Source organism: Frigoribacterium sp. Leaf186 (assembly GCF_001423905.1).
GTDB lineage: Bacteria > Actinomycetota > Actinomycetes > Actinomycetales > Microbacteriaceae > Frigoribacterium.
Genome location: NZ_LMPQ01000010.1, coordinates 959079 through 982107 on the forward strand (window position 1 = coordinate 959079; position 23029 = coordinate 982107).

15 protein-coding genes are annotated in these 23029 nt (G+C 73.6%); 6 read left to right on the forward strand and 9 right to left on the reverse strand.

Features of this window, described 5'->3' with window-relative positions; genetic code table 11:
* The coding region (locus tag ASG05_RS11270; RefSeq protein ID WP_235491472.1) for a YihY/virulence factor BrkB family protein at positions 1–758 on the forward strand (758 nt) is incomplete at its 5' end.
* Between the two features lie 123 nt (positions 759–881).
* Here the strand turns inward: ASG05_RS11270 and ASG05_RS11275 are convergent.
* The 3 genes from ASG05_RS11275 to acs all read right to left on the reverse strand — a co-directional run bounded on the left by ASG05_RS11275 (position 882) and on the right by acs (position 5858).
* Positions 882–1679, reverse strand: a complete 798-nt coding sequence (locus tag ASG05_RS11275) for an isocitrate lyase/phosphoenolpyruvate mutase family protein (protein WP_056260568.1) — start codon at positions 1677–1679, stop codon at positions 882–884.
* A gap of 121 nt (positions 1680–1800) precedes the next feature.
* Positions 1801–3702 (reverse strand): nucleoside-diphosphate sugar epimerase/dehydratase, encoded by a 1902-nt coding sequence (locus ASG05_RS11280; protein ID WP_082486729.1) that lies wholly within the window; start codon positions 3700–3702, stop codon positions 1801–1803.
* A gap of 95 nt (positions 3703–3797) precedes the next feature.
* Entirely contained in the window at positions 3798–5858 is a 2061-nt protein-coding gene (acs, locus tag ASG05_RS11285; RefSeq protein ID WP_082486658.1) for an acetate--CoA ligase, read from the reverse strand.
* A gap of 177 nt (positions 5859–6035) precedes the next feature.
* On the opposite strand from acs, the gene ASG05_RS11290 reads away from it, so the two are divergent.
* Entirely contained in the window at positions 6036–8630 is a 2595-nt protein-coding gene (locus tag ASG05_RS11290) for a S8 family serine peptidase (protein WP_157490194.1), read from the forward strand.
* Positions 8631–8683: 53 nt separating this feature from the next.
* On the opposite strand, the gene ASG05_RS11295 is transcribed toward ASG05_RS11290, so the two are convergent.
* The 4 genes from ASG05_RS11295 to ASG05_RS11310 all read right to left on the reverse strand — a co-directional run bounded on the left by ASG05_RS11295 (position 8684) and on the right by ASG05_RS11310 (position 14469).
* The gene (locus ASG05_RS11295) at positions 8684–11578 is read right to left on the reverse strand and encodes an FtsX-like permease family protein (RefSeq protein ID WP_056260576.1); all 2895 of its coding nucleotides are present in this window, start codon (positions 11576–11578) and stop codon (positions 8684–8686) included.
* Positions 11575–12276 carry an ABC transporter ATP-binding protein gene (locus ASG05_RS11300; protein ID WP_056260923.1) on the reverse strand — a complete coding sequence of 234 codons (702 nt, stop codon included), beginning with the start codon at positions 12274–12276 and terminating at the stop codon, positions 11575–11577. The genes ASG05_RS11295 and ASG05_RS11300 overlap by 4 nt, the downstream gene beginning before the upstream one ends.
* Positions 12277–12299: 23 nt before the next feature.
* Positions 12300–12965, reverse strand: a complete 666-nt coding sequence (locus ASG05_RS11305) for a PadR family transcriptional regulator (RefSeq protein ID WP_056260578.1) — start codon at positions 12963–12965, stop codon at positions 12300–12302.
* A 154-nt stretch (positions 12966–13119) separates the two neighbouring features.
* On the reverse strand, positions 13120–14469 hold the full coding sequence (locus ASG05_RS11310) for a globin domain-containing protein (RefSeq protein ID WP_056260580.1): 1350 nt from the start codon (positions 14467–14469) through the stop codon (positions 13120–13122).
* A gap of 308 nt (positions 14470–14777) precedes the next feature.
* On the opposite strand from ASG05_RS11310, the gene ASG05_RS16400 reads away from it, so the two are divergent.
* Together ASG05_RS16400 and ASG05_RS11320 are read left to right on the forward strand one after the other, a co-directional pair.
* The gene (locus tag ASG05_RS16400; RefSeq protein WP_056260582.1) at positions 14778–16532 is read left to right on the forward strand and encodes a hypothetical protein; all 1755 of its coding nucleotides are present in this window, start codon (positions 14778–14780) and stop codon (positions 16530–16532) included.
* A gap of 107 nt (positions 16533–16639) precedes the next feature.
* Positions 16640–16915 (forward strand): hypothetical protein, encoded by a 276-nt coding sequence (locus tag ASG05_RS11320; RefSeq protein WP_056260584.1) that lies wholly within the window; start codon positions 16640–16642, stop codon positions 16913–16915.
* Here the strand turns inward: ASG05_RS11320 and ASG05_RS11325 are convergent.
* Entirely contained in the window at positions 16906–18234 is a 1329-nt protein-coding gene (locus ASG05_RS11325; protein WP_056260587.1) for a GNAT family N-acetyltransferase, read from the reverse strand. The two genes, ASG05_RS11320 and ASG05_RS11325, sit on opposite strands and share 10 nt — an antisense overlap.
* Positions 18235–18370: 136 nt before the next feature.
* On the opposite strand from ASG05_RS11325, the gene ASG05_RS11330 reads away from it, so the two are divergent.
* On the forward strand, positions 18371–19489 hold the full coding sequence (locus tag ASG05_RS11330) for an LCP family protein (protein WP_157490195.1): 1119 nt from the start codon (positions 18371–18373) through the stop codon (positions 19487–19489).
* Positions 19490–19541: 52 nt separating this feature from the next.
* Here ASG05_RS11330 and ASG05_RS11335 read toward each other — a convergent pair whose 3' ends face one another.
* Positions 19542–20924: an MFS transporter gene (locus tag ASG05_RS11335; protein ID WP_056260591.1), complete on the reverse strand. Its 1383-nt coding sequence runs from the start codon at positions 20922–20924 to the stop codon at positions 19542–19544.
* Positions 20925–21147: 223 nt separating this feature from the next.
* On the opposite strand from ASG05_RS11335, the gene dnaK reads away from it, so the two are divergent.
* On the forward strand, positions 21148–23025 hold the full coding sequence (gene dnaK, locus ASG05_RS11340) for a molecular chaperone DnaK (protein WP_056260592.1): 1878 nt from the start codon (positions 21148–21150) through the stop codon (positions 23023–23025).
* Positions 23026–23029: the final 4 nt, after the last annotated feature.

Here is a 23029-nt window from a genome sequence, read left to right on the forward strand (position 1 = left end):
ACGTCGGGGCGTTCGGCCGGGCCATGAACCGCGTCTACGGCATCGACGAGGGGCGTCCGATCTGGAAGCTGCGCCCGACGATGCTCGGCGTCACGGCCTTCACCGTCGTGCTCATCGTCGTCGCGGCGCTGATCCTCGTGATCAGCGGGCCCGTCGCCGAGACGGTCGGCGACCTCGTCGGCCTCGGCAGCACGGCCGTGTTCGTCTGGGACATCGCCAAGCTGCCCGTCTTGGCGGTCATCGCCATCGTGATCGTCGCGGTGCTCTACTACTGGGCGCCCAACGTCAAGCAGCCGAAGTTCAAGTGGATGAGCCTCGGGTCGCTCGTGGCCCTGCTCATCTGGCTGATCGCGTCCGTCGGGTTCGCGTTCTACATCGCGAACTTCTCGAACTACAACAAGACCTACGGCTCGCTCGGTGCGGTCATCGTGTTCTTGCTGTGGCTCTGGATCACCAACAACGCCCTGCTGTTCGGGGCCGAGTTCGACGCCGAGCTGGAGCGCGGGCGTGAGCTGCAGGCCGGCCTCCGGGCCGAGCGCGACATCCTGCTGCCGCCCCGCGACACCGTCCAGAGCGAGAAGAAGGCCGCGGCCCTCGCCAAGGACGAGCTCGCCGGCATGCGCCTGCGGCAGGCCGCTGCGGCGACCATCGAACGCCGGGGCGACGAGGTGCCCGAGCCGGACGGCGAGGGCGGCTCCGAGCCGTCCGAGGCCGACCGCGAGAAGGACGAGCGCAAGAAGGGTGACCGCGACGACTAGGTGACGTCCGCGTGCCTGACGACCCGCGCCTCCTCGGCTCTCACGAGCTGAGGAGGCGCGGGTCGTCTCTCGTGCCGCGGCACCGGTCACCGGCCGGCGCGGGTGGGGCTGGCGCGGGCGGGGCTAGAAGGAGAAGCCGAGCTCGGCGGGGTACTCGCCGCGCGCGGTCAGGGTGGTCGCGGCGTCGCGCAGGTGCGACAGCGTCAGGCCGAGCGTGCCGGGGCCGAAGCTGACGCGCGAGACGCCGAGCTCGGCGAGGCGGGCGAGCGGCACGGACGACGGGTTCGAGATGACGCTCACCTTGCCGTGGATGCGGTCGAGGGCGGCCTTGACCAGGTCGTCGGTGCCGAGGCCGAGGACGAAGGCGCAGTCGGCGCCGGCGTCGAGGTAGGCGTTGGCGCGGGTGACGGCGTCGTCGAACGAGTCGGGGTCGCCGGCCAGCGCGTCGACGCGGGCGTTGATGACGATGGGCACCCCGGCGCGGTCGCCGGCCTGGCGGGCGGCGGCGATCTTCGACACCTGCGTGTCGATGTCGTAGAGCGGGGCCTTGGCCTGGCCGATGCTGTCCTCGAGGTTGAGCCCGGCAGCGCCCTCTTCGATCAGGCGGAACACGTTGTCGAGCGTGCCGGCCGCGTCCGTCGCGTAGGCCTTCTCGAAGTCGACCGAGACCGGCAGGTCGACGGCCCGGATCACGATGCGCGCGGCGGCGAGCATGTCGTCGACGTCGAGGCCCTCGCCGTCCTCGACGCCGTGCGCCTCGCTGATCGAGTGGGAGGCGGTGGCCAGGGCCCTGACGCCGGGTGCGCCGGCGACGGTGCGGGCCGTGATCGCGTCCCAGACGTTGGTCACGATCAGCGGGTCGCCGGGGACGTGCAGGGAGCGGAGGAGTTCGGCCTTCTCGGCCGTCGTGGAGATCGACATGCGGCCAGCCAAGCAGCCCCGGCTGGGTTGCACCAGTCGGCGACCCGGTGTCTCACGGATGTGTGACGCGCCGCCCCGTGGGGGGGGCGACGGCGCGGGGTGCCGGACGGAGCCGTGCGCGTCACACCGCGTCGAGGTGGTGCACCGGGGGCGTCGGAGGCTCGCCCGCCAACGATCGGACGTCGAGGGAGCAGGCGTCGATCGGGGGAATCGAGGCGTGCGAGATCAGGGGGTGCACGGGGCGGGCGTCGACCTCGTCGCTGCCGTTCAGTTCTTCGTGCAGCTTCTCGCCGGGGCGGAGCCCGGTGAAGACCACGTCGACGTCGCGGCCGGACAGGGCGATCAGCCGGTCGGCGATGTCGAGGACCTTGACGGGCTCGCCCATGTCGAGGATGAGTGCCTCGCCCGGGGCTCCGATCGCCCCGGCCTGGATGACGAGGTGGCACGCCTCGGGGATCGTCATGAAGTACCGGGTCGCATCGGGGTGCGTGACCGTCACGGGTCGACCCTGCGCGATCAGGTCGCGGAACAGCGGCACCATGCTGCCCCGACTGCCGAGCACGTTGCCGAACCGGACCGACAGGTAACGCCGACCGGTGGACTGGGCGACGCCGGCGGTGAGCCTCTCGGCGAGCCGCTTCGACCGACCGAGGACGCTCGTGGGGTTGGCCGCCTTGTCGGTCGAGATGTTCACGAAGGTCTGCACGTCGACCGCCCGGGCGGCCTCGAGCACGTTCAGGGTGCCCATGACGTTCGTCTGCCACGCCTCGGCGGGGTACTGCTCGAGCAGGGGCAGGTGCTTCAGGGCCGCCGCGTGGAAGACCACCTCGGGTCGACGCGCCCGAAAGACCGCGGTGAGCGCCGTGGCGTCGCGGATGTCGGCGAGCACCACCTCGCGCGAGTCGAGCAGCCCGTGGCCGCTCAGGGTCACCTGGACCGACTGGAGCGCCGTCTCGTCTCGGTCGACCATGATCAGTTCGGCGGGGGCGAAGCGTGACAACTGGCGGCAGAGCTCGCTGCCGATGGAGCCTCCGGCCCCCGTGACGAGGACGCGGCGGCCCCGCACGTAGTCGGCGACGGCCTCGACGTCGGTGTCGACGGCTCGTCGGCCGACGAGTTCTTCGGGCGAGACGTCGCGCAGGTCGACGGGTCGTGAACCGCGCAGCATCTCGTCGACCGACGGGGCGACCAGGACGCGGGCCCCGAGCCGTTCGGCTCGTGCGGTGACGTCACGGACGAACGTCGCGTCGGCCCGGGGGACGGCCAACACGACGGTCACGGCCCCGAACCGGCGGAGTGCGCCCGCGAGGGCGTCCCGCCCGCCGACGACCCGGAGCCCGGCCAGTCGGGTGCTGCGTCGAGCGGGGTCGTCGTCGAGGAGGGCGACGGGGCGGTAGGTGCTGTCGGGGTCGCTGAGCATCTGCCGGACCAGGTGCTGGCCGAGGGCGCCGGCCCCGTACACGATCGTCGGCGTGGCGTCGTCACCCGGACGCAGCCGGCGCTCGGCCCGGCTGCGGAGCAGGTTGCGGGTCGCGGCCATGGCGAGTGCGGCGACCGGGAACGCGACGACGGTCAGGGCGGTGGGCCAGTCGACGGCGCCGGGGAGGAGCCCGCGCGCCGTCAGCGGGACCAGGCTGCCCAGCACGCCGACGACGAGCGCACCGGCGACCAAGCGGCGTGCCTCGGGCAGGCTGCCGGACGGGAAGGACGAGCGGTAGACGCCGGCGACGCCACCCACCGCGACCTGGAGCAGGGCGGCGGTCACGGACGCCGCGACGACCGAGGCCCAGGTCTCGGCGGTCGCGATCTCGAGCAACCCGGCCGTGGCGGTCACGGCCACGAACCAGGCGACGGCGTCGGCTGCGGGCAACAGGTGGCGGACCGAGGAGCGGCCCGCGTCCTCGGTTCGGGTCGAGGCCGCCCCGGCGTCGTCCGTGGCGGTGCCAGGCGACCCCCGGTCGGCCCCGCCGGCCCCGTCGGGCGCACCAGGAGGCGGGGAAGGGACGGAGACGGGTTCGGGCATGGTCACCTCGTGGCAGCTGGATGGGCGGTCGCTGACGAGAGACTAACATTCTGTACTTCACGTGGCAAGGGAAGCATGTCACGGCGGGGTGGTGGTCACGCCGTCGAGCGGGCCACCGCCTCGCGGACGGCCGCCACCCGACCGGGCACCGTCTCGTCTTGCAGGCTCGTCGTGTCGCCGAGCGGACGACCGTCGACGATGTCGACCAGCAGGCGACGCATGATCTTGCCCGAGCGCGTCTTCGGCAGGTCGGGCACGACCAGCACGGTGGCCGGCTTGGCGATCGGGCCGATCTGGTCGGCGACGTGGGCCCGCAGCGTGGGCGAGAGCGCCCCCGAGAGCGGAGCCCACACCGACGGCTCGGCGGCGTCGCCCGCGTCTCGCACCGCGCCTCCTCGAGGCCGGGTGGCGGGGACCACGAACGCGGCGATCGCCTGACCGGTGCGGTCGTCGGTGACGCCGACCACGGCCGCCTCGGCGACGGCCGGGTGCGAGACGAGCGACGACTCGATCTCGATGGTCGAGAGCCGGTGCCCCGACACGTTGATGACGTCGTCGACGCGGCCCAGCACCCAGATGTCGCCGTCGGCGTCGTACTTGGCGCCGTCGCCGGAGAAGAACCAGCCCTGCCGCCAGTAGGTCGCCCAGTAGCTGTCGCGGTAACGCTCGGGGTCGCCCCAGACCGTGCGGGCGAGGGCCGGGCCGGTCTGCTGCACGACGAGGTAGCCACCGCTGCCGTTCGGCACCCGCCGGCCCGCGTCGTCGACCACGGCGGTCGACAGGCCGGGCAGGGCACGGAGCGACGAACCGGGCTTGAGGGTGTCGGCACCGGGCAGCGGGGCCATGACGGCGGCCCCGGTCTCGGACTGCCACCAGGTGTCGACGATCGGGCACTCGCCGCGGCCGAACTGCTCGCGGAACCAGACCCAGGCCTCGGGGTTGATCGCCTCGCCGACGGTGCCGAGCAGGCGCAGCGACGACAGGTCGTAGCTGTCGGGCAGCCCCTCGGGGAACCACGACGAGAGCGTGCGCACCAGCGTGGGCGCCGTGTAGTACGTCGTCACGCCGTAGCGCTCGATGATCTCGAGGTGGCGCGCGGGGTGCGGGGTGTCGGGCGTGCCCTCGTAGATCACCTGGGTCAGGCCGTTCGACAGCGGGCCGTAGATCTCGTACGTGTGGGCGGTGACCCACGCCAGGTCGGCGGTGCACCAGTGGACGTCGTCGGGCTGGGCGTCGAAGACGGCCCAGTGGGTCCAGTTCGCCTGGGTGAGGTAGCCGCCGCTCGTGTGCACGAGCCCCTTGGGCCTGCCCGTGGTGCCGCTCGTGTACATGATGAACAGCGGCGTCTCGGCACCGAAGTACTCGGGCTCGTCGGTGTCGGGCTGCGGGTCGACGACGTCGTGCCACCACAGGTCGCGGCCGGGCGTCCACGGCACGTCCGGCGTCTGGTCGCCGGTGCGCCGCACGACGAGCACGTGCTCGATCTCGTTGTCGCCCGACACTGCGTGGTCGGCGTTCGCCTTGACCGGCACGGCCGCTCCACGGCGGAACTGCCCGTCGGTCGTGACGAGCAGCTTGGCGCGGGTGTCTTCGACCCGGAACTTCAGCGCCTCGCCCGAGAAGCCCCCGAACACCAAGGAGTGGATCGCCCCGATCCGGGCGATGGCGAGCGTGACGACGATGGTCTCGGCGATGACGGGCAGGTAGACGACCACCCGGTCGCCCTGACCGATGCCGAGCGAGCGCAACCCGTTCGCCGCCTTGACCACCTCGCGCTGCAGCTGGGCGTAGGTGACGTCGCGCCGGTCGCCGGGCTCGCCCTCGACGTGCAGGGCGACCTTGTCGCCCCGGCCGGCCTCGACGTGACGGTCGACGCAGTTCACGGCGACGTTCAGCGTGCCGTCGGCGAACCAGGTCGCCTCGGGCACCGTGAGCTCGCCGTCGGGCCCCTCGGTGACCGGCTTCCAGGTGTGGGCGATCGTCCAGGGGGTGTGCCAGTCGAGTCGCTGCGAGGCCTCGGCCCAGAAGGCGACCGGGTCGGCGGCGGCCCGGGCGTGCTCGGCGGACGTGACGTTCGCCCGTTCGGCGAGGGCAGGAGGCGCGGCGAAGGTCCGCCGCTCGTCGAGCAGGTTCGAGATGGTGTCGCTGGTGGCCATGCCGCCCACGTTACGGGCGAGGCGGCCCGGCGGCGGGTGGCGAGGCAACGCTGCTTAACGACGGGCCCGCTCGACGGCTGGGGAGGAGGCGCGACACCGCGTCCACAGATCGCGACTGCGTCCACAGGTCGGATGATCGTGACCCCGTCGTGACTCGGCGCCGCCTATCGTGGCCAGGTGACCAGCCCACGCCGACGTCCCTCCGCCCGCCGGTCGACCCGTGCCCTGGTGGGGGCCGCGCTGGCCGGGGTCCTCGTGCTCGCACCGGTCACGGCCTTCGCCGCCGACGCCGCGTCACCCGCACCGTCGACTCCCACGACCGAGCTGTCCGCGCCGGTGTCGAGTGCGGCTCCGGTCGCCGCGTCACCCGCGGCTCCGGCGTCCGACGCTCCGGCGTCCGCGGACACGGCGTCCGCGGACACGGCGTCCGCTGCAGCCGCCGTCGGTGCCATGAACTACGTCGTGAACTCCGCACCCGGCGAGGTGACGACCGCGGCGTCCGCCGCGGCCGTGGTCGCGGCCGGGGGCACGGTCCTCGCGGCCTGGGACGAGATCGGGGTGGTGACCGCCCGGTCGACCTCGGCCGATTTCGTCGACCGGCTCCGCGCCTCCTCGGCCGTCGAGTCGGCGGGTCCGACCCGCACGGCGGCCGTCCGGGCGGCCTCCGACTCCGGCACCGAGGGCGCACCGACGGCTTCCGACCCGTCGTCCGGCATGCAATCGTCCGGCGTGCAGTCGACCGGCCTGGTCGGGCAGACCGACGACGAGGCCACGCAGGCTGCCGACGTCGCCGACCCCGCCGAGCAGCGTCAGTGGAGCGACCAGGCCGTGCACGCCGCCGAAGCCCGCGCCGTGCAGCCCGGCAGCCCGGACGTGCTGGTCGGCGTGCTCGACAGCGGCATCGACGCCACTCACCCCGACCTCGCCTCGCAGGTCGACCCGGCGGCGTCGGTGGGGTGCAGCGTCGACGGCGTCGCCGACTCCGACCCCGCCGCCTGGGCGCCGTCGCCCGGGGCCTCGACGAGCACCCGCGAGCACGGCACGCACGTGGCCGGCATCATCGCCGCGGCCGACGACGGCCGGGGCGTCGTCGGCGTCGCCCCCGGCGTGCGCCTGGCGAGCGTGAAGGTCGTCGACGCCGCCGGCTTCATCTACCCCGAGTACGCGATCTGCGGCTACATGTGGGCGGCGGAGCAGCGCATGGACGTCACGAACGCGAGCTTCTTCGTCGACCCGTGGGCCGCCTGGTGCGCAGCCGACGCCGACCAGGCCGCATCCCTCGAGGCGGTCGGCCGGGCCGTGGCCTGGTCGCAGCACGAAGGCGTCCTCGACGTCGCCGCGGCGGGCAACGCCGCGACCGGGGCCGCCGCGGTCGACCTGGCCCACAAGACGACCGACTCGCGCAGCCCGAACGACTCGACCCCGGTCACCGGGCGCGACGTGTCGCAGGGCTGCGTCCAGCTGCCGGCCGAGTCCGAGGGCGTCGTCACGGTCTCGTCGGCCCAGCAGGGGCTCGGCGGCTCGATCGAGAAGTCGCGCTTCTCGAACTACGGCGACGGCGTCGTCGACCTGACGGCACCGGGGTCCACGGTCGTCAGCACCGTCCCGGGCGGTGGGTTCGCAGCGCTCAGCGGCACCTCGATGGCGGCCCCGCACGTCGCCGGCGTCGCGGCCCTGCTGGCCTCCGCGCACCCCGGAGCGACGCCGGCCGAACTGACCGCGCTGCTCACCCGTCAGGCCGGTGGCCAGCTGCCCACCGAGCATTTCGGCGCCGGGCTCGTCGACGCCTTCGCGGCCGTGACCGAAGACCTCGGGCGGGGCCCGATCGTCGTCGCCCCCGACGGCACCCTGCAGGCCGGGGCCCCCGCCACGCTGCGCGGGGCCGGCTTCACGCCCGGCGAGACCGTCGAGGCGGCGTCCGCCGCGCTCGCCGAGGCGGCCCCCGCCGTCGCCGACGCCCGTGGGCGCGTGGAGCTGCCCGTCCGTCTCTCGCCGCAGACCCTGGTGGGTCCTCTCTCGCTCGACGTGGTCGGCTCGTCGGGGGCGACCGCCGTCGTCGCCGTCGAGGTGCAGGAGGCGCTGGCCGGCCCGGTCGTCACGTCACCACTCGCAGGCGCCCGCTCGCCGTCGGGGCAGCCGCTGGTCGTCACCGGCACGGCCCTCGACTCGGCCCTCGTCACCGTCACGGTCGAGCCCGCGGTGGGCACAGCCCCGTCCACCCTCACGTCGTCAGCCGCCTCGTCGTCAGCCGCCTCGTCGTCAGCCGCGGCGAGCGGCTCCACGTCCCTCAGGGTCCGGGCCGAGCCGGACGGCTCGTTCCGCGCCACGATCGACGCCCTCGACGCGGGGGAGTGGCAGGTCTCGGCCGTCATGCGGACCGTGGACGACGTCGTCTCGGCGACGGGGCAGGTCGTGCCCTTCGGAGTCGACGCGGCTCCGGCACCGGTCCCCGGCGAGGGTGACGCCGACGGGGGTGGCGACGGGGGCCTGCCGTCCGGGCCCGACACGTCCCCGTCCGACCCGGCCGTCGCGCCGGTCGGCGGCGTCACGCCCGTCGTCGAGGACGCGGGTGACCGGGGTCGCGCGCTGCCTGCCCCCTCGACCCGCGCCTCCTCGGACTCGCTCGCCTGGACGGGCTCCGAGCCCCGGCCGGTGGCGCTCGCGGCGTTGCTGGTCGTCGCCCTCGGGGTCGTGGGTCTCGTCGCGGGACGCCGTCGCCCCCGCACGGCCGCAGAGCGCCAGAACGGCGAGCGTCAGGTCACCGGTCGCTGAGTCGATGACCGCCCCGTCACCGGGCGCCGAGTCGCCGGGCTCGAGGTCGCCCGTCAGTCGAGCACGGGTCGCCGCACCAGCGACGCGGGGCGCCTGCTGGTGAGGGCGCTGCCGGCCGCGACCACGAGCGGCAGGACGACCACCACCACCGCCAGGGCCCACCACGGCGGCGCGAACGGCAGGTCGGCGGCCCAGACCATCGCCGCCGTGGGCACCAGTCCGAGGGCGGTGCCGAGCGCCGCGCCGAGGCCCACGACGACCACGCCCTGCCAGAACGACATCGCCCGCCGCTGACGGTCGGTGCCGCCGACGGCCTGCATCGTGATCTGGTCGCTCAGCCCCTCGGCGCGGGCGAGCCCCAGGGCGACGGCGGCCGCGGCCGCCGACACCAGCGTGGCGGCGACGAGCGCGACGAGCAGCCCGAGGTCGAACGGCGAGCCGTGGGTCGAGCTCTGCAGCGAGGCACGCCCGTCGGTCGCGGCGGTGACGGCGGCACCGACCGTCGTCAACTCGTCGACGGTCGGCTGCCGGTCGAGCGTCAGCACGACGGCCTCCTGATCGAGGGTGAACCCCGCGGCCCGGGCGGTCTCGACGCTCATCACGACGGCTCCGTCGGTGAACGAGGTCGGCCGCTGGACGACGCCCTCGACCGTCAGTGACCGGGACGGGTCGGAGAGGTCGTGGCCCCGGGCGACCTCGTCCGGTGAGGCCAGCCCGATCGTCACCTGCCCGTCGACGACGAGCGAGGGGTCGAAGGCGACGACCCCGCCCGCGTCGAAGGCTGCCCGCGCCTCGGCACTCGGCTCCGCCCCGAGGGCCACCTCGAGGCCACGGTCGTCCGTCACGACGACGTTGTCGTACGACGACCCGCCGAGCGGGAAGGCGCAGGCCGGGTCGGCCCGGGTGGCCCGGTCGATCTCGCGGCTCGACAGGCCGCGCAGGCGGCCGCCGGACGCGTCGCAGCGGTCGGGCACGTGCACGACGGCCCACGGCGTGACGGCGTCGACCGGCACCGACGATCCGCCCGAGTCGAAGTCGCCCGGCACCGGCGTCAGCCAGGTCACCTCGGAGGTGACCGGCAACTCGCGGGCCACCGCGGCGACGGCGGCCTCGTCGAGGCGGTCGGCCTCGGGTGACCCGGCGGGCACCCGCAGGTCGGCGGCGAGGTCGTAGGCGACGGCGACCGTGCCGTCGGGGAAGGGCACGTACGTCGAGAGGCTCGACTGCTGCGAGGCCGCCGTCGACATCGAGGCGCCGAACACGGCGACGAACACGGCGGTGGTCACCGCGGCGACGGCGGGTGCGGTGCGGGCCACGCCGTGGGTCGCGTCGCGCAGGGCCAGGCGCAGGGGCACGGGGGCGCGGGTGGACGACCGACCGAGCGCGTGCAACACGGTCGGGACGAGCAGCAGAACGCCGACGAGGGCCGTGACCGCCGCGACCGCGAGCCCGGTGAAACCGGCCCACCACCAACCCGAGCCGACCGCGACCGAGGTGCCGTACGAGACCCAGCCGGCACCCAAGCAGGCGAGCACGCCGACGGCCACGAGGGCGGCGGCGACGACCGGCCGCCGCAGTCGACGGGTGGACCCGGGCGATCGGGGTGTGCGGGTCGCGCCCGCCGTCGTGCCGCCCCGCAGCGAGGCCATCACGTCGACGCGGGCGGCACGGCGAGCGGGCACGACGGCCGCGACCCACGACACGAGCACGGCGAAGAGCCCGATGCCCGCGACGACGACGCCGGGCACGTGCACGCCCCAGAGGGAGAACGGCCCGAGGTCGGCCCCGGACCGGAGGGCGAGCGCCACGGCGGCGATGCCGAGGTCGACGCCGACCGCGAGGCCGGTCACGGCGGCGACGACGCCGACCCAGACCCCCTGACGGGCGACGACGCGCGTGAGGGTGCGGTGGTCGGCGCCCACGGCCGCGAGCACCGCCAGGGTGCGTCGCTGCCGACGCGCACCGACGCCGAAGGCGGCACCGGCGAGCAGGGCCACCTCTGCCCCGGCGAACACGGCGAAGACGAGGCCCAGGGCGGCGTAGGTGCCGGCGTTGCCGTCCACGTCGCTCATCAGGCCCGGGGTGCCGGGCGCGGGCGGGTCGGCGATCACGTCGGCCGACCAGGTGACGTAGCCCGCACGGCCCAGGGCTCGCACCTCGGACCAGTCGACGCCCTGCCCGACCAGGTACTGCTCGGTGAAGGTGTCGTTCGGGTCGGGGGCCCCGGCCGCAGGGGGCGAGAGCGCCTCGGGGGCGAACACCTGCTGGTCGGGGCCGTCGCGCTGCGAGAGCACGCCGACCACCCGGACCTCGGCGTCGCGGGGCCCGTCGGTGCCGACGAGGCGGTGCAGCGTCGTCGTCGAGCCGACGGCCAGGTCGGCGTCGCGGGCGAGACTCGGCGTGACCAGCACCTCGTCGGCCTGCTCGGGGGCTCGGCCCTGCTCGAGTCGGTAGCGACCCTCGAAGGCCGGGTCGGTGACGGGGCCGAGGACGACGCTCGCCGACGTGGTGCCGACCCGCGTGTAGATCGTGCGCAGCGTGAGGACGCGGTCGACGCCGGGCACGACCTCGTCGGCCGGCCGCCACGAGACGGGTTCGCCCTGGGCCTGGCTCGTCGTGTCGGGCGACTGACGGGTCTCGGCACCCGTCCACTGCACCCGCGCCGCAGTCCGCCCGAGGGTCGACTCGATCTCTTGCCCGGTGGTCGGCTGCGCGCTGGCGACCAGCACGGCCGCGCCCGACGCTCCCGCGACCGGCAGGGCGATCAAGAGCACGACCATCACGTACTGCCGCAGGCGCTTGAGCACCTGTCGCCGGGCGACGAGGTCGACGGCGGACGAGGAGGCGCGGCCTGCGCGACCGCCGCCGTCACGCTCGGGCGCCGTGGCCCGCGCCTGCCGCGGCGGTCGGCCGTGACCGGGGCGCGACCCCTCGTCGCCCGTCGTCACCGCGCCTCCGGGGGCAGCAGCGACTCGGGGCCGCGCGGGGCGGACTCGTCGACGAGGCGTCCGTCGCGGAGGAACACGATGCGGTCGGCCCAGGCCGCGTGGCGGGCGTCGTGCGTCACGAGCAGCCCGGCGGCTCCGGCGTCGACGCGCTCGCGCAGCAGGGCCATGACCTCGTCGCCGGTCGTGCTGTCGAGGGCGCCGGTCGGCTCGTCGGCCAGCACGAGGCGTCGGCTGCCGACGAGCGCCCGGGCGATCGCCACGCGCTGCTGCTCGCCGCCGGACAGTTCGGCGGGGAACGCCCGACCCCGGCCGGCGAGCCCCAGGCCCGCGAGGGCGTCGTCGGCGGCGCGGCGGGCGGCCCGCGCCCCGATGCCGTCGAGTTCGAGCGGCAGGGCCACGTTCTCGGCCGCGGTCAGGGTCGAGACGAGGTTGAACTGCTGGAACACGAAGCCCACCGAACGTCGACGCACCCGCGCCACCTCGGCCGGGCTCAGGTCGGCCAGCCAGGTGCCGTCGACCTGCACGTGGCCGGCGGTCGGCGTGGTCAGGCCGCCGGCGATCGCCAGCAGGGTCGACTTGCCCGACCCCGAGGCGCCCATCACGGCGACGAGCTCGCCCTCATGCACGGTCAGGCTGACGCCGTCGAGGGCGGTGCGGGCGAGGTCGCCGGTGCCGTGCTCGTGTCGGACGGCGAGCATCGTCAGCACCTCGGCGCGGCCCGTCACGACCGACCCCGGACGGTCTCGCCGCGGCCCCGGTCGGACCGGGCCGCGGTCGGGCCCGCCGAGGGCGCACCCGGCGTCGCCTCGACCGCCCACTGCCGCTCGGCGAGCGACGCCCGGCGCACGCGCGACTCGACGTGGTCGAGCCAGCGCACCTCGGCCTCGGCCGCGAAGATCATCGAGTCGACGACGAGCTGCCAGGCGAACTCGCCCGGTGCCCCCGGGTCGCCGCCCGCGCGCTTGCCGCGGGTCAGGCGCTGCAGCTTCGCCAGGGAGGCGCGGCGCTGCGTCTGCACGAGCGTCACGACGTCGACCCCGGGCAGGGTCGCGGCGAGGGCGAACTTCAGCGGCAGCTCGTCACGGGTCGCGTCGGGGCTGTCGACCGCCGTGCCGAGCCAGCGGGCGACCTCGGCCCGGCCGGCCGCCGTGATGCGCCAGAGCCGGTGCTGCTCGCCCGGAGTGGACCCGTCGCCCGGGGCCGCGCCCTCGGCCGGGTCGTCGCGCTCGACGAGACCGTCGCGGTCGAGGCGCTCGAGCGTCGAGTAGACCTGGCCGACGTTGAGCGGCCAGGTCGACCCGGTGCGTCGGTCGAACTCGGACCGCAGCTGGTAGCCGTAGCCGGGAGCCTGGTCGAGGATCGCCAGCAACCCGAGCCTGACGGTCACGAGGTCGCCACGTCGTCTGGTCGTCCCGCCATGGAGCCCTCCGCTTCTCGACACGTCACGGTTGTCCCGTGGCACGGCCCCCGCCCCCGGGCGGCCGTGCATACCGAGTATGCCCTGGGCCGCCGACACCGCCAAACGCGGATGCCGGCCCGCCCTACCTCAGCCCGCCCTGCCCGGTGTCGGCCCCGGTCACGCTGCCGTCGTCGGGCCCGAAGACGAAGTAGTGCACGCGCTCGGCGTCGACCCCGTGGCCGATCAGGGCGGCGCGGGCGATCGCCATGAACGGCACGGGTCCGCACAAGAACACCCGGTGCGCCGGGGTGAGGTCGACCCGGTCGAGGTCGATCGGGTCGAGGTAGACCCCCGGCCCGTCGATCGAGGCCTCGGCCAGCGCGCCGAGCGCCGACAGCGACCCCTGCGTGTAGCTGACCCGCAGGGTGGCGTTCGGCATCGACGCGACGAGGGCCTCGAGCTCGACCCGGTGGGCGTGCCGTTCGGGGGTGCGCTCGAAGTGCAGGACCGTCACGGGCCGGTCGGGCTCGGTGCGGGCCAGGTGGTCGAGCATGCCGAGCACAGGGGTGCAGCCGATGCCCGCCGACACGAACAGCAGGGGCGCGTCGTCGAGGTCGTCGATCGTCAGCGACCCGATCGGCGGCGAGACGCCCACGACGTCACCGACCCGCAGCTCGCGCATCAGGTGCGACGAGACCTCGCCGTCGGGGGCGGGCGGCTCGCCGACCAGCAGCCGCGCGCTGATGCGCCACTGTTCGTCGGGCCCGCCGCGCAGGCTGTACTGCCGGATCTGCCGGGCCCCGTCGGGCAGCCGGACCTGCACCGAGGCGAACTGACCCGCGCGGTAGCGGGGCAGCGCTTCGCTGTCGGCCGAGACGAGCGTCAGCGCGACGACGTCCTCGGCCTCGACGTGGCGCTCGGTGACGAGGGCCTCGCGCCACTCCTCGCCCGGCTCGAGGTCGGCCTGCCGGTAGATCGCCTCGACGATCGCGACCATCTCGTCGCGGGCCGCGCGGTACACCTCCGCCCAGGCGTCGACGACCGCGGGGGTGGCCGCCGCGCCGAGGACGGCCGCGAAGGCCTCGGCGAGGTGCCGACCGAACAGCGCGTACTCGTCGCGGGTGACGCCGAGGGCGGCGTGCCGCTGAGCCAGCCTCGACACGATCTCGCCGGGCGTCGCGGGGGCCAGGGTCGGCGCCCCCGCCTGCCGGGCGGTGCCGCCACCCGAGGAGGCGGGGTGCCGGTCGGCCCCACCGCCCCACGTCGACCCCGGGGCCGCGTCGAGCACCGCCTCGGCCAGCGTCACGATCGTGCGGGCCAGCTCACGCTGCTGCCGCCCCTGCGCCAGGTCACCCCGGTTGAACCGGTCGCGCAGCAGGTCGGGACGCGCCGCGAACAGCCGCCGGTAGAAGTCGTCGGCGAGGTCGGGTGCCCGGTCGGCGACCGCGGGCAGCGAGGCGCGCAGCGCTCGCAGCTGGGCCGTGCTCGCCATGCGGGTCCCTCCGCTCTCGGGGTGACGAGGGTGCCGGGCGTCGGGGTGGCGCCCCGAGCCGATTCTGTCGTGCGGGCCCTCGCATCCCCTGACGGTTGGCTCGGCGTCGAACGACCTCGCGCCTCCTCGTCTCGCCGTCTGGTCGCGTCAGTCCTTCCGCCGCGCTCGGCCGTTCACTCCCGAAATGTAGAACCTGGTACGTTGCCGTGTCCCATCCTGTCGCCGAGAGGTCACCGATGCCCCCTGTCCCCGCTGCCCGGAACCCCGCTGCCCGGAACCGTGCTCCTCGGAGCCGTACCGTGCGAACCGTGGCTGCCCTGTCGACGTCTTCGATCACCCTCCTGCTGGCGTTGTCCGCGGGTGGACCCGCGCTGGCCTCGCCGCCCGGGGGCGGTGCCGTGCCCGTCACGGCACCAGCTGCCCCTCGCCTCGTCTTCCACGAGGGCTTCGAACGCGGCATGGGCACGACGCCGGTGTCGTTGGTCGACTACGTCGGGCCCCGGGGTGAGACCTACACCGCCGATCCGGCCTGGCTCGACGTGACCCAGTGCAACGGGATCGTGATCAGTCACGACTCGCGGGCGGCCGAGGGCTGCAGGGCAGGCGACAACCTGCTGCTGCGAGGGCTGGCGCAGGCGCTCGGCGAGGTCGAGGGGGCGGATGATCCTGCGTCGAACCACGTCGTCAGCGCCTCCACGGCCAACCGAGCCGTCCCGGCCGGGGCCGTCCAGCTCGCCTCGGTCGAGGCCACCTCGCTCGGGGTCGGCGGGCGCTTCGTCTCGTTCGGTGTCGACGCGGCCGCCCGGGCCTGTCGGGGGCACGCCCACCCGTTGCTCGACTTCTCGTTGGTCGACGGCGACGTCGAACACCCCGTGTCGACCCACCCCATCGATCCGTGCACCGATCCGGCTTCGGCCGACCACCGCGTCGACGGTGACGACATCCGGGCGGGGTCGTTCGTGTCCGACGGGGCGTTCCTCGTCGGGGGCGACTCGTTCCGCGTCGTCCTCCGCAACGCCCAGTCCTCGGCGGACGGCAACGACGGTGCCATCGACAACCTGCGGGTGTTCGACTCGACACCGTCGGTCGAGCCACGCTTCGCGGGGTCGTCGCCCGTCGTCGGTGACGTCGCAAGGCTCGTCCTCACGGTCCACAACACCAGCGAGGGTGGTGCGAAACACGGTTGGGCCTTCACCGAGAGCTTGCCCGAGGGGCTCGTGGTCGCCGCCGACCCTCACGCCCGGACCAGCTGCGACGCCGGGCACGTCGGGGCCGAGGCCGGCACCGGATCGGTGCGGGTCGACGGCGATCTGGCCATCGGCATCACGTCGTGCACGGTGTCGTTCGACGTGGGGTCGAGCCTGCCCGGGCGGTACGTCGTCGACTCGACGTCCGTGACGGACCGCCTCGGCGTCGATACGACGGGGGCGCAGGCCGCCGTGGTCTTCGCGGCCGAGGTCGACGATCTCACGATGGACGTCCGTTCCGCGCTGACGACCGACGCCGACGGCGACGGCACGGCCGGTCCCGGCGACGACATCGTGTTCGAGCACACCGTGGTCAATCGTGGCAACGCGACTCTCACCGATCTGACCGTCGAGTCGACCGACGGCCCGATGTCGTGCGAGACGACCGTCCTCGCGAGCGGGGCGTCGAGCTCGTGCCGGTCCGCGCCTCGGCCCGTCCGGCAGGCCGACGTCGACGCGGATGGCATCCGGCACGAGGCGGTCGCGGAGGCGACCTCGCGCACCGGGGCCGTGGTGTCGGCACGCGCTGCCCTGTTCGTGCCGATCCTGGGCGTCGCCACTCCGATCGAGCCGGTTTCGCCGGTCGAGGCCGGGCAGGCCGACGCCAGCTCGACCGTTGCCGAACCGGCCGGGGCCGACCGTGCCCCGTCTGTGCTGGCCTTCACCGGGCTCGATGCGCGCCTGGCGCTCGTCTCGGCTGTGATGGTCGTCCTGGCCGGGTCGGCGGTGGGGGCGGTGCGGTTCGGCGTGCGTCGTTCCGCCGACCGCTGTGACCGCGCCGCGGTCCCCGACCCTCAGGAGGCGCGGGCCGGGTGACCGGCGTCCGTGGCTGTCGGGTGTCGGGTGTCGCCCGAGTCGCGTTCCGCCGAGGCGCAGGCGCATGATATAGATAACCCACGTTCTCGTCCGTCGAAAGAGCCGCCGTGCCGTCGCCCCTCGCCCTGCTCCGTCACCGACCCGTCGCGCGCGCCGTGGTCGCCGCCACCGTGACCGCCTCGGCCAGCGTGGTGGGCGGCGGCACCGTCATGGTGCTCTCGACCCGGGGCGGCGCGGCGGTCGGCCCCGCCACGTTGGTCGCGGGCTTCCGGTCGCTGGCGACCGACCCGCGAGAGCTGGCGACGGCGACCACGATCATGCTGCTGGCCGGCACGGTCGGTGCCCTGGCCGGGGTGGCCGGAGGGGCGCGTCGTCAGAAGTAGGTGATGCCGTGCACCGGGCGCTCGGGGGCCAGCATCGCCCGCAGGCGCGCGACGGCGCCCTTCCGTCGTTCGCGGACGAGGCCGGCCGCGGCCAGGGTGACCGGGTCGAAGCCACCGAGCCAGAGCGAGCCGAGCGTCGCGACGTCGAGCTCGAGGTCGGCGCGCCGCACGGCGGCCTTCTTCACCGTGGCATCGCCGCCCTCGCTCGTGATGCGGTAGGTGCCCGCCGCGTGCCCGAGAGCGTCGCCGATCGCGACGGTGACCACGCCGTCGGCGGCCCAGGGCCGGGCCTGCAGGGCCGCGACGGGGTCGAGGATGCGGAACCACACGTGGTCCTCGTCGTGGACGATCGTCAGCGCCCGGCCGTCGACCAGGGCGTGGGCGAGCGGGTCGTGCTGCGGCGCGTTCGGGTACCGCACCGTGGCGACCAGGTCGACGGCGAGCAGTAGCTGCCAGAGCCCGAGGTAGGCGTCGTCGGTGGCGGCGACGAGGTCGACGACGACGAGCCTCTGGACGCCGGTCGAGCCGGGCCCGCCGCCCACCGACTCGACCCGGTAGGTGACGTAGCCGTCGATCGTGCCGGTGGCGTCGCGGTGCACCGCCGCGCGGACGGCGGGGTCGGGGGTGCCGTCGGGGCGTTCGCGACGGAGCACGGCGTCCCACGACCCCGCGTGACGGTCGATCGACCCCGGGGTGCGGCTGTGGAAGCGTGCGAAGACGGCCGGTGCCGTCTCGGTCAGCGAGGCCGGGGCGACGAGCTCGGTGCTGCCCTCTGGTTCGCTCAGGAGGCCGCCGGCCCGTCGCACGTCGACCTCGATCGTGCGCTCGCGGACGCCCACGCCGAAGCCGAATCGACGGTAGATCGACGCCTCGCTCGCGGTGAGGGCGGCGACCGGGGTGCCGGCGGCCTTCGCCCTCGCCAGGTCGTCGGTCATCATGCGGCGCAGGAGGCCACGGCGGCGGTGCGTTGGCTGGACCGTCACGCCGGCGACGAGGTCGGCCTCGACGAGGCGGCCGCCGCCGACGTGCAGGGTCTTGTCGAACGAGGTGAACGTGGCGACGGGGCGCCCGTCGGCGTCGAGCGAACCCGGGTTCGCCTCGCGACGGTAGGCGCCGGTGAGGCGTCGGCCGTCGGCGACGAGCCGCCGGGCGGAACGGCCCAGGGCGGCGTCGTCGGCGGCGGGCTCGTGGAATCCCATCGACTCGGCGGCGACCCAGGCGGCGGTCGCGTCGTCGGCCCGCGGTGACTCGTCGCCCGCCTCGGGGTCGAGCGCGGCCGCGAAGGTGCGGATGTCGTAGTCGTCGTCGAGGGTGCTCACCCGGTCAGCCTACGGACCACCGCCGACGCTGTCGTCGTCCGTGAGGCGGAACCCCGGGGAGGCGCAGAGCCGGCCGTCACCGCGCCTCCCGACCCCGGGTCTTGCCGTCATGGACGATGTGAAATATCATGTGAGGATGACTCCCGAACGCGACCCGTCCGAGCCCGACCTCCCCGCCGGCGACGCCCTCAGTCGACTCGGCCTCGAGCGGAGGGCGGGCGTCGCACCGTCGCCAGAAGAGGTGCGGGGTGAGCGCTCGAGGCGTCGACGCAGCCGACGCCGTCGACGCCGCGTGGTCACCACGCTCGTGGCCGCGCTGGTGGTCTTCGTCGGGTTGCCCGCCCTGGTGCTCGGCGTCGGGGCGGGCTACCTCGCGCACCTCGCCCGCACCTGGGACGACGGCGCGACCACGATCCGCGCGGCCTTCCCCGACGAGGCCGACCGGCCCGCCCCGGCCGATGACGGCTCGCTCGACGTCCTGCTGCTCGGCTCCGACACGCGGGTGGCCGGCGAGTCCGGACGCTCGGACTCGATGATGCTCGTGCACCTGCCGGCCGACCGCAGCGCGGTCTACGTGATGTCGATCATGCGCGACACCTGGGTCGACGTGCCGGGGCACGGCATGGCCAAGATCAACGCCGCGTACAGCTGGGGCGGCGTGCCCCTCACGGTCCAGACGGTCGAGCAGTTGTTGCAGACGCGCATCGACCACGTGGCCGAGGTCGACTTCGCCGGCTTCGAGGCGATGACCGACGCCCTCGGCGGCGTCGACGTCGTCAGCACCCGCACGTTCCGTGCCGGGGGCCACGAGTTCGTCCAGGGCGAGAACCACCTCGACGGCGAGCAGGCCCTGGCGTTCGTCCGCGAACGGAAGTCGTTCGCCGAGGCCGACCACCAGCGGGTGCGCAACCAGCAGGCCTTCATCCGTGGTCTCGTCGACGGCGTGCTCGACCGCCGGACCCTGACCGACCCGTCAGCCCTCTCGGCCTTCGTGGCGGCGACGGCCCGCCACGTCGCCGTCGACCCGGGCCTGACCCCGACCCGCATGGCCGAGATCGCCTGGAGCGCCCGCGGGCTACGGCCGTCGGGCCTGAAGACGTTCACGATGGCGACGTCGGGCCTGGGCACCTCGGCGGACGGGCAGTCGTACGTCTCGTTCGACGTCGACCGGCTCTACGCGTTGCGCGAGGCCCTGCGTGACGACGCGGTCGGAGACTACCTGGCCAGCGCCTCCTCGGCCACCCCGGCCGGCTGACGGGCCGGTCGGGCCGACGGACCGGCCCGCCGGCCGCCCGGGGCCCGTGGGCTCAGTCGATCGCGCGTTGGACCGGCTTGACGGGCAGCATCAGCACGAGACCCGCCAGCAACACGAGGGCGATGCCCACGATGCCGAAGCGCGTGTCGCCGGTGGCGCCGACGAACAGCGTGAAGAGCCCGGGCGCCAAGAAGCTCACGGCCCGGCCGGTCGTCGCGTAGAGGCCGAAGATCTCGCCCTCGCGGCCCGGGGGAGTGATGCGCGCGAGAAAAGACCTGCTCGCCGATTGGATGGGCCCGACGAAGAGCGCCAGGGCCAGGCCGAACACCCAGAAGAGGTTCGTCGAGGTGCCGATGGCGAGCACGGCGAAGGCCGCGGCCACGAGGCCGACCAGCGAGCCGACGATGATCGTCTTGGCCCCGAGGCGGTCGTCGAGCCAGCCGCCGACGAAGGTGCCGATGCCGGCCACGAGGTTCGCCCCGACCGCGAAGTAGATCACCATCGCCGGCGTGAAGCCGAACACCACCGCGGCGATGATGGCGCCGAAGGTGAACACGGCGGCGAGGCCGTCGCGGAAGACCGCGCTGGCCAGCAAGAACAGCAGCACCTGGCGGTTGGTGCGCCAGAGTTTCGCGATCGTCGACCCCAGGAGGCGGTACGAGCGCCACAGTCCCACCCGGGCCTGGGCGGCGGTGGCGGGCAGCTCGGGCACCGACAGCAGCACCGGCACCGCGAAGACGGCGAACCACACGGCGGCGACGACGATCGAGAGGCGGACGTCCCACGAGCCGCCCGCCGTGCTCGTCGCCACGCCGAGCAGGCCGCCGCGCCCCTCGACGCCGAAGCTCTGCAAGAAGGCGACGAGCAACAGCAGCAGCAGCACGATGCCGCCGACGTAGCCGAGGCCCCAGCCGAAGCCCGACACCTTGCCGATCGTCTTCGGCGTCGAGACCTGCACGAGCATCGCGTTGTAGTTGACGCTCGCGAACTCGAAGAAGAGGTTGCCGACGGCCAGCAGGGCGGCGCCGAAGACCAGGTAGCCGGGCGCCGGCGCCACGAAGACCATGGCGACCATCGCCAGCACCACGAGGCCGGTGTTGATCGCCAGCCAGAGCTTGCGGCGGCCCGATCCGTCGCTGCGCTGGCCGAGCACGGGGGCGAGCAGGGCGATTAGCACGCCCGCGATGGTCAGGGCCGTCGAGATGACGGTCGCGTTCTCGGCCTTCGCCAGCTGCAGCGCGGGGTTCTGGGCGTCGTCCCCCGCCGCGGCCACGATCGCCGGGTCGACGAAGGCGCCGCTCGCCAGGTAGGTGCTGAAGACGAACGAGGTGACGACGGCGTTGAAGGCGGCGGAGCCCCAGTCCCACAGGGCCCACGACACGACCCGTCGACGCGGGATCGGGCTGCTGTCGGCGAGCGTCTGAGCTGCGGTCATGGGGGTCAACCTAGTGGGCGGACGTGACCGACGCGGGTCGCGCCTCCTCGTCGATCGCCCCCCGTTCGAGAGTTGAGTCTTTCTGGCTCAACTTTCAGGTTCACAGCTTGACCTGAGGTCAGCCGTGAGTAAAGTTGAGCCTGTTCGACTCAAGCAGTCGGCCCCGTACGTCTCGGACGTCACGACTTCCCGCATCACCCGCACCATCGAAGGAGAAAAGCACATGGCACGTGCAGTAGGAATCGACCTCGGCACCACCAACTCGGTCGTCAGCGTCCTCGAGGGTGGCGAGCCCACCGTCATCGCGAACGCCGAGGGCCTGCGCACGACCCCCTCGGTCGTCGCCTTCACGAAAGACGGCGAGGTGCTGGTCGGCGAGACCGCCAAGCGCCAGGCCGTCACCAACGTCGACCGCACCATCGCGAGCGTCAAGCGCCACGTGGGCACCGACTGGAAGGTCGAGATCGACGACAAGAAGTACACGCCGCAAGAGATCTCGGCGCGCATCCTCGGCAAGCTCAAGCGCGACGCCGAGCAGTACCTCGGCGAAGAGGTCACCGACGCGGTCGTCACCGTGCCGGCGTACTTCAACGACTCCGAGCGCCAGGCCACGAAAGAGGCCGGCGAGATCGCGGGACTGAACGTCCTGCGCATCATCAACGAGCCCACCGCCGCGGCCCTGGCCTACGGCCTCGACAAGGGCAAGGAAGACGAGCTCATCCTGGTCTTCGACCTCGGTGGCGGAACCTTCGACGTCTCGCTGCTCGAGGTGGGCAAGGACGACGACTTCAGCACGATCCAGGTGCGCAGCACCTCGGGCGACAACCGCCTCGGCGGCGACGACTGGGACAACCGCATCGTCGAGCACCTGATCAAGAAGTTCAAGGACTCCAACGGCGTCGACCTCTCGACCGACAAGATCGCCAAGCAGCGCCTGAAAGAGGCCGCCGAGCAGGCCAAGAAAGAACTGTCGTCGAGCACCTCGACCAGCATCCAGCTGCCGTACCTGACGCTGACGGCCGACGGCCCGCTCAACCTCGACGAGACGATCTCGCGCTCGCAGTTCGAGCAGTGGACGAGCGACCTGCTCGACCGCACCAAGAAGCCCTTCAACGACGTGATCAAGGAGGCCGGCGTCAAGGTCGGCGACATCGCCCACGTCGTGCTGGTCGGCGGCTCGACCCGCATGCCCGCCGTCACCGAGGTCGTCAAGCAGCTGACCGGCGGCCAGGAGCCCAACAAGGGCGTCAACCCCGACGAGGTCGTGGCCGTGGGCGCCGCCCTGCAGGCCGGCGTGCTGAAGGGTGAGCGCAAAGACGTCCTGCTGATCGACGTCACCCCGCTGAGCCTCGGCATCGAGACCAAGGGTGGCGCGATGACCAAGCTCATCGAGCGCAACACGGCCATCCCGACCAAGCGCAGCGAGACCTTCACGACGGCCGACGACAACCAGCCGTCCGTCGCGATCCAGGTCTTCCAGGGCGAGCGCGAGTTCACCCGCGACAACAAGAACCTCGGCACCTTCGAGCTGACCGGCATCGCCCCCGCCCCGCGTGGCGTGCCGCAGGTCGAGGTCACGTTCGACATCGACGCCAACGGCATCGTGCACGTGTCCGCGAAGGACAAGGGCACCGGCAAAGAGCAGTCGATGGTCATCTCGGGCGGCTCGTCGCTGTCGAAGGACGACATCGAGCGCATGGTCCGCGAGGCAGAAGAGAACGCCGCCGAAGACAAGGCGCGTCGCGAGGCGAACGAGACCCGCAACAACGCCGAGCAGCTCGTCTACTCGATCGAGAAGCTGATCAAGGAGAACGACGACAAGCTGCCCGCCGACGTCAAGAGCGAGGTCCAGGCCGACGTCGACGCCCTCAAGACCGCGCTCGCCGGCGACGACGAGTCCGCGATCAAGCCCGCGTTCGACAAGCTGAACGAGAGCCAGCAGAAGCTCGGCCAGGCGATCTACTCGCAGAGCCAGGCCGACCAGGCCGGTGCTGCCGGTGCCGCCGGCGAGGGCGCGCCGACCGACGGCCAGGCCGCAGGTGACGACGAGGACATCGTCGACGCCGAGGTCGTGGACGACGACGACAACGACAAGAAGTAGAGGC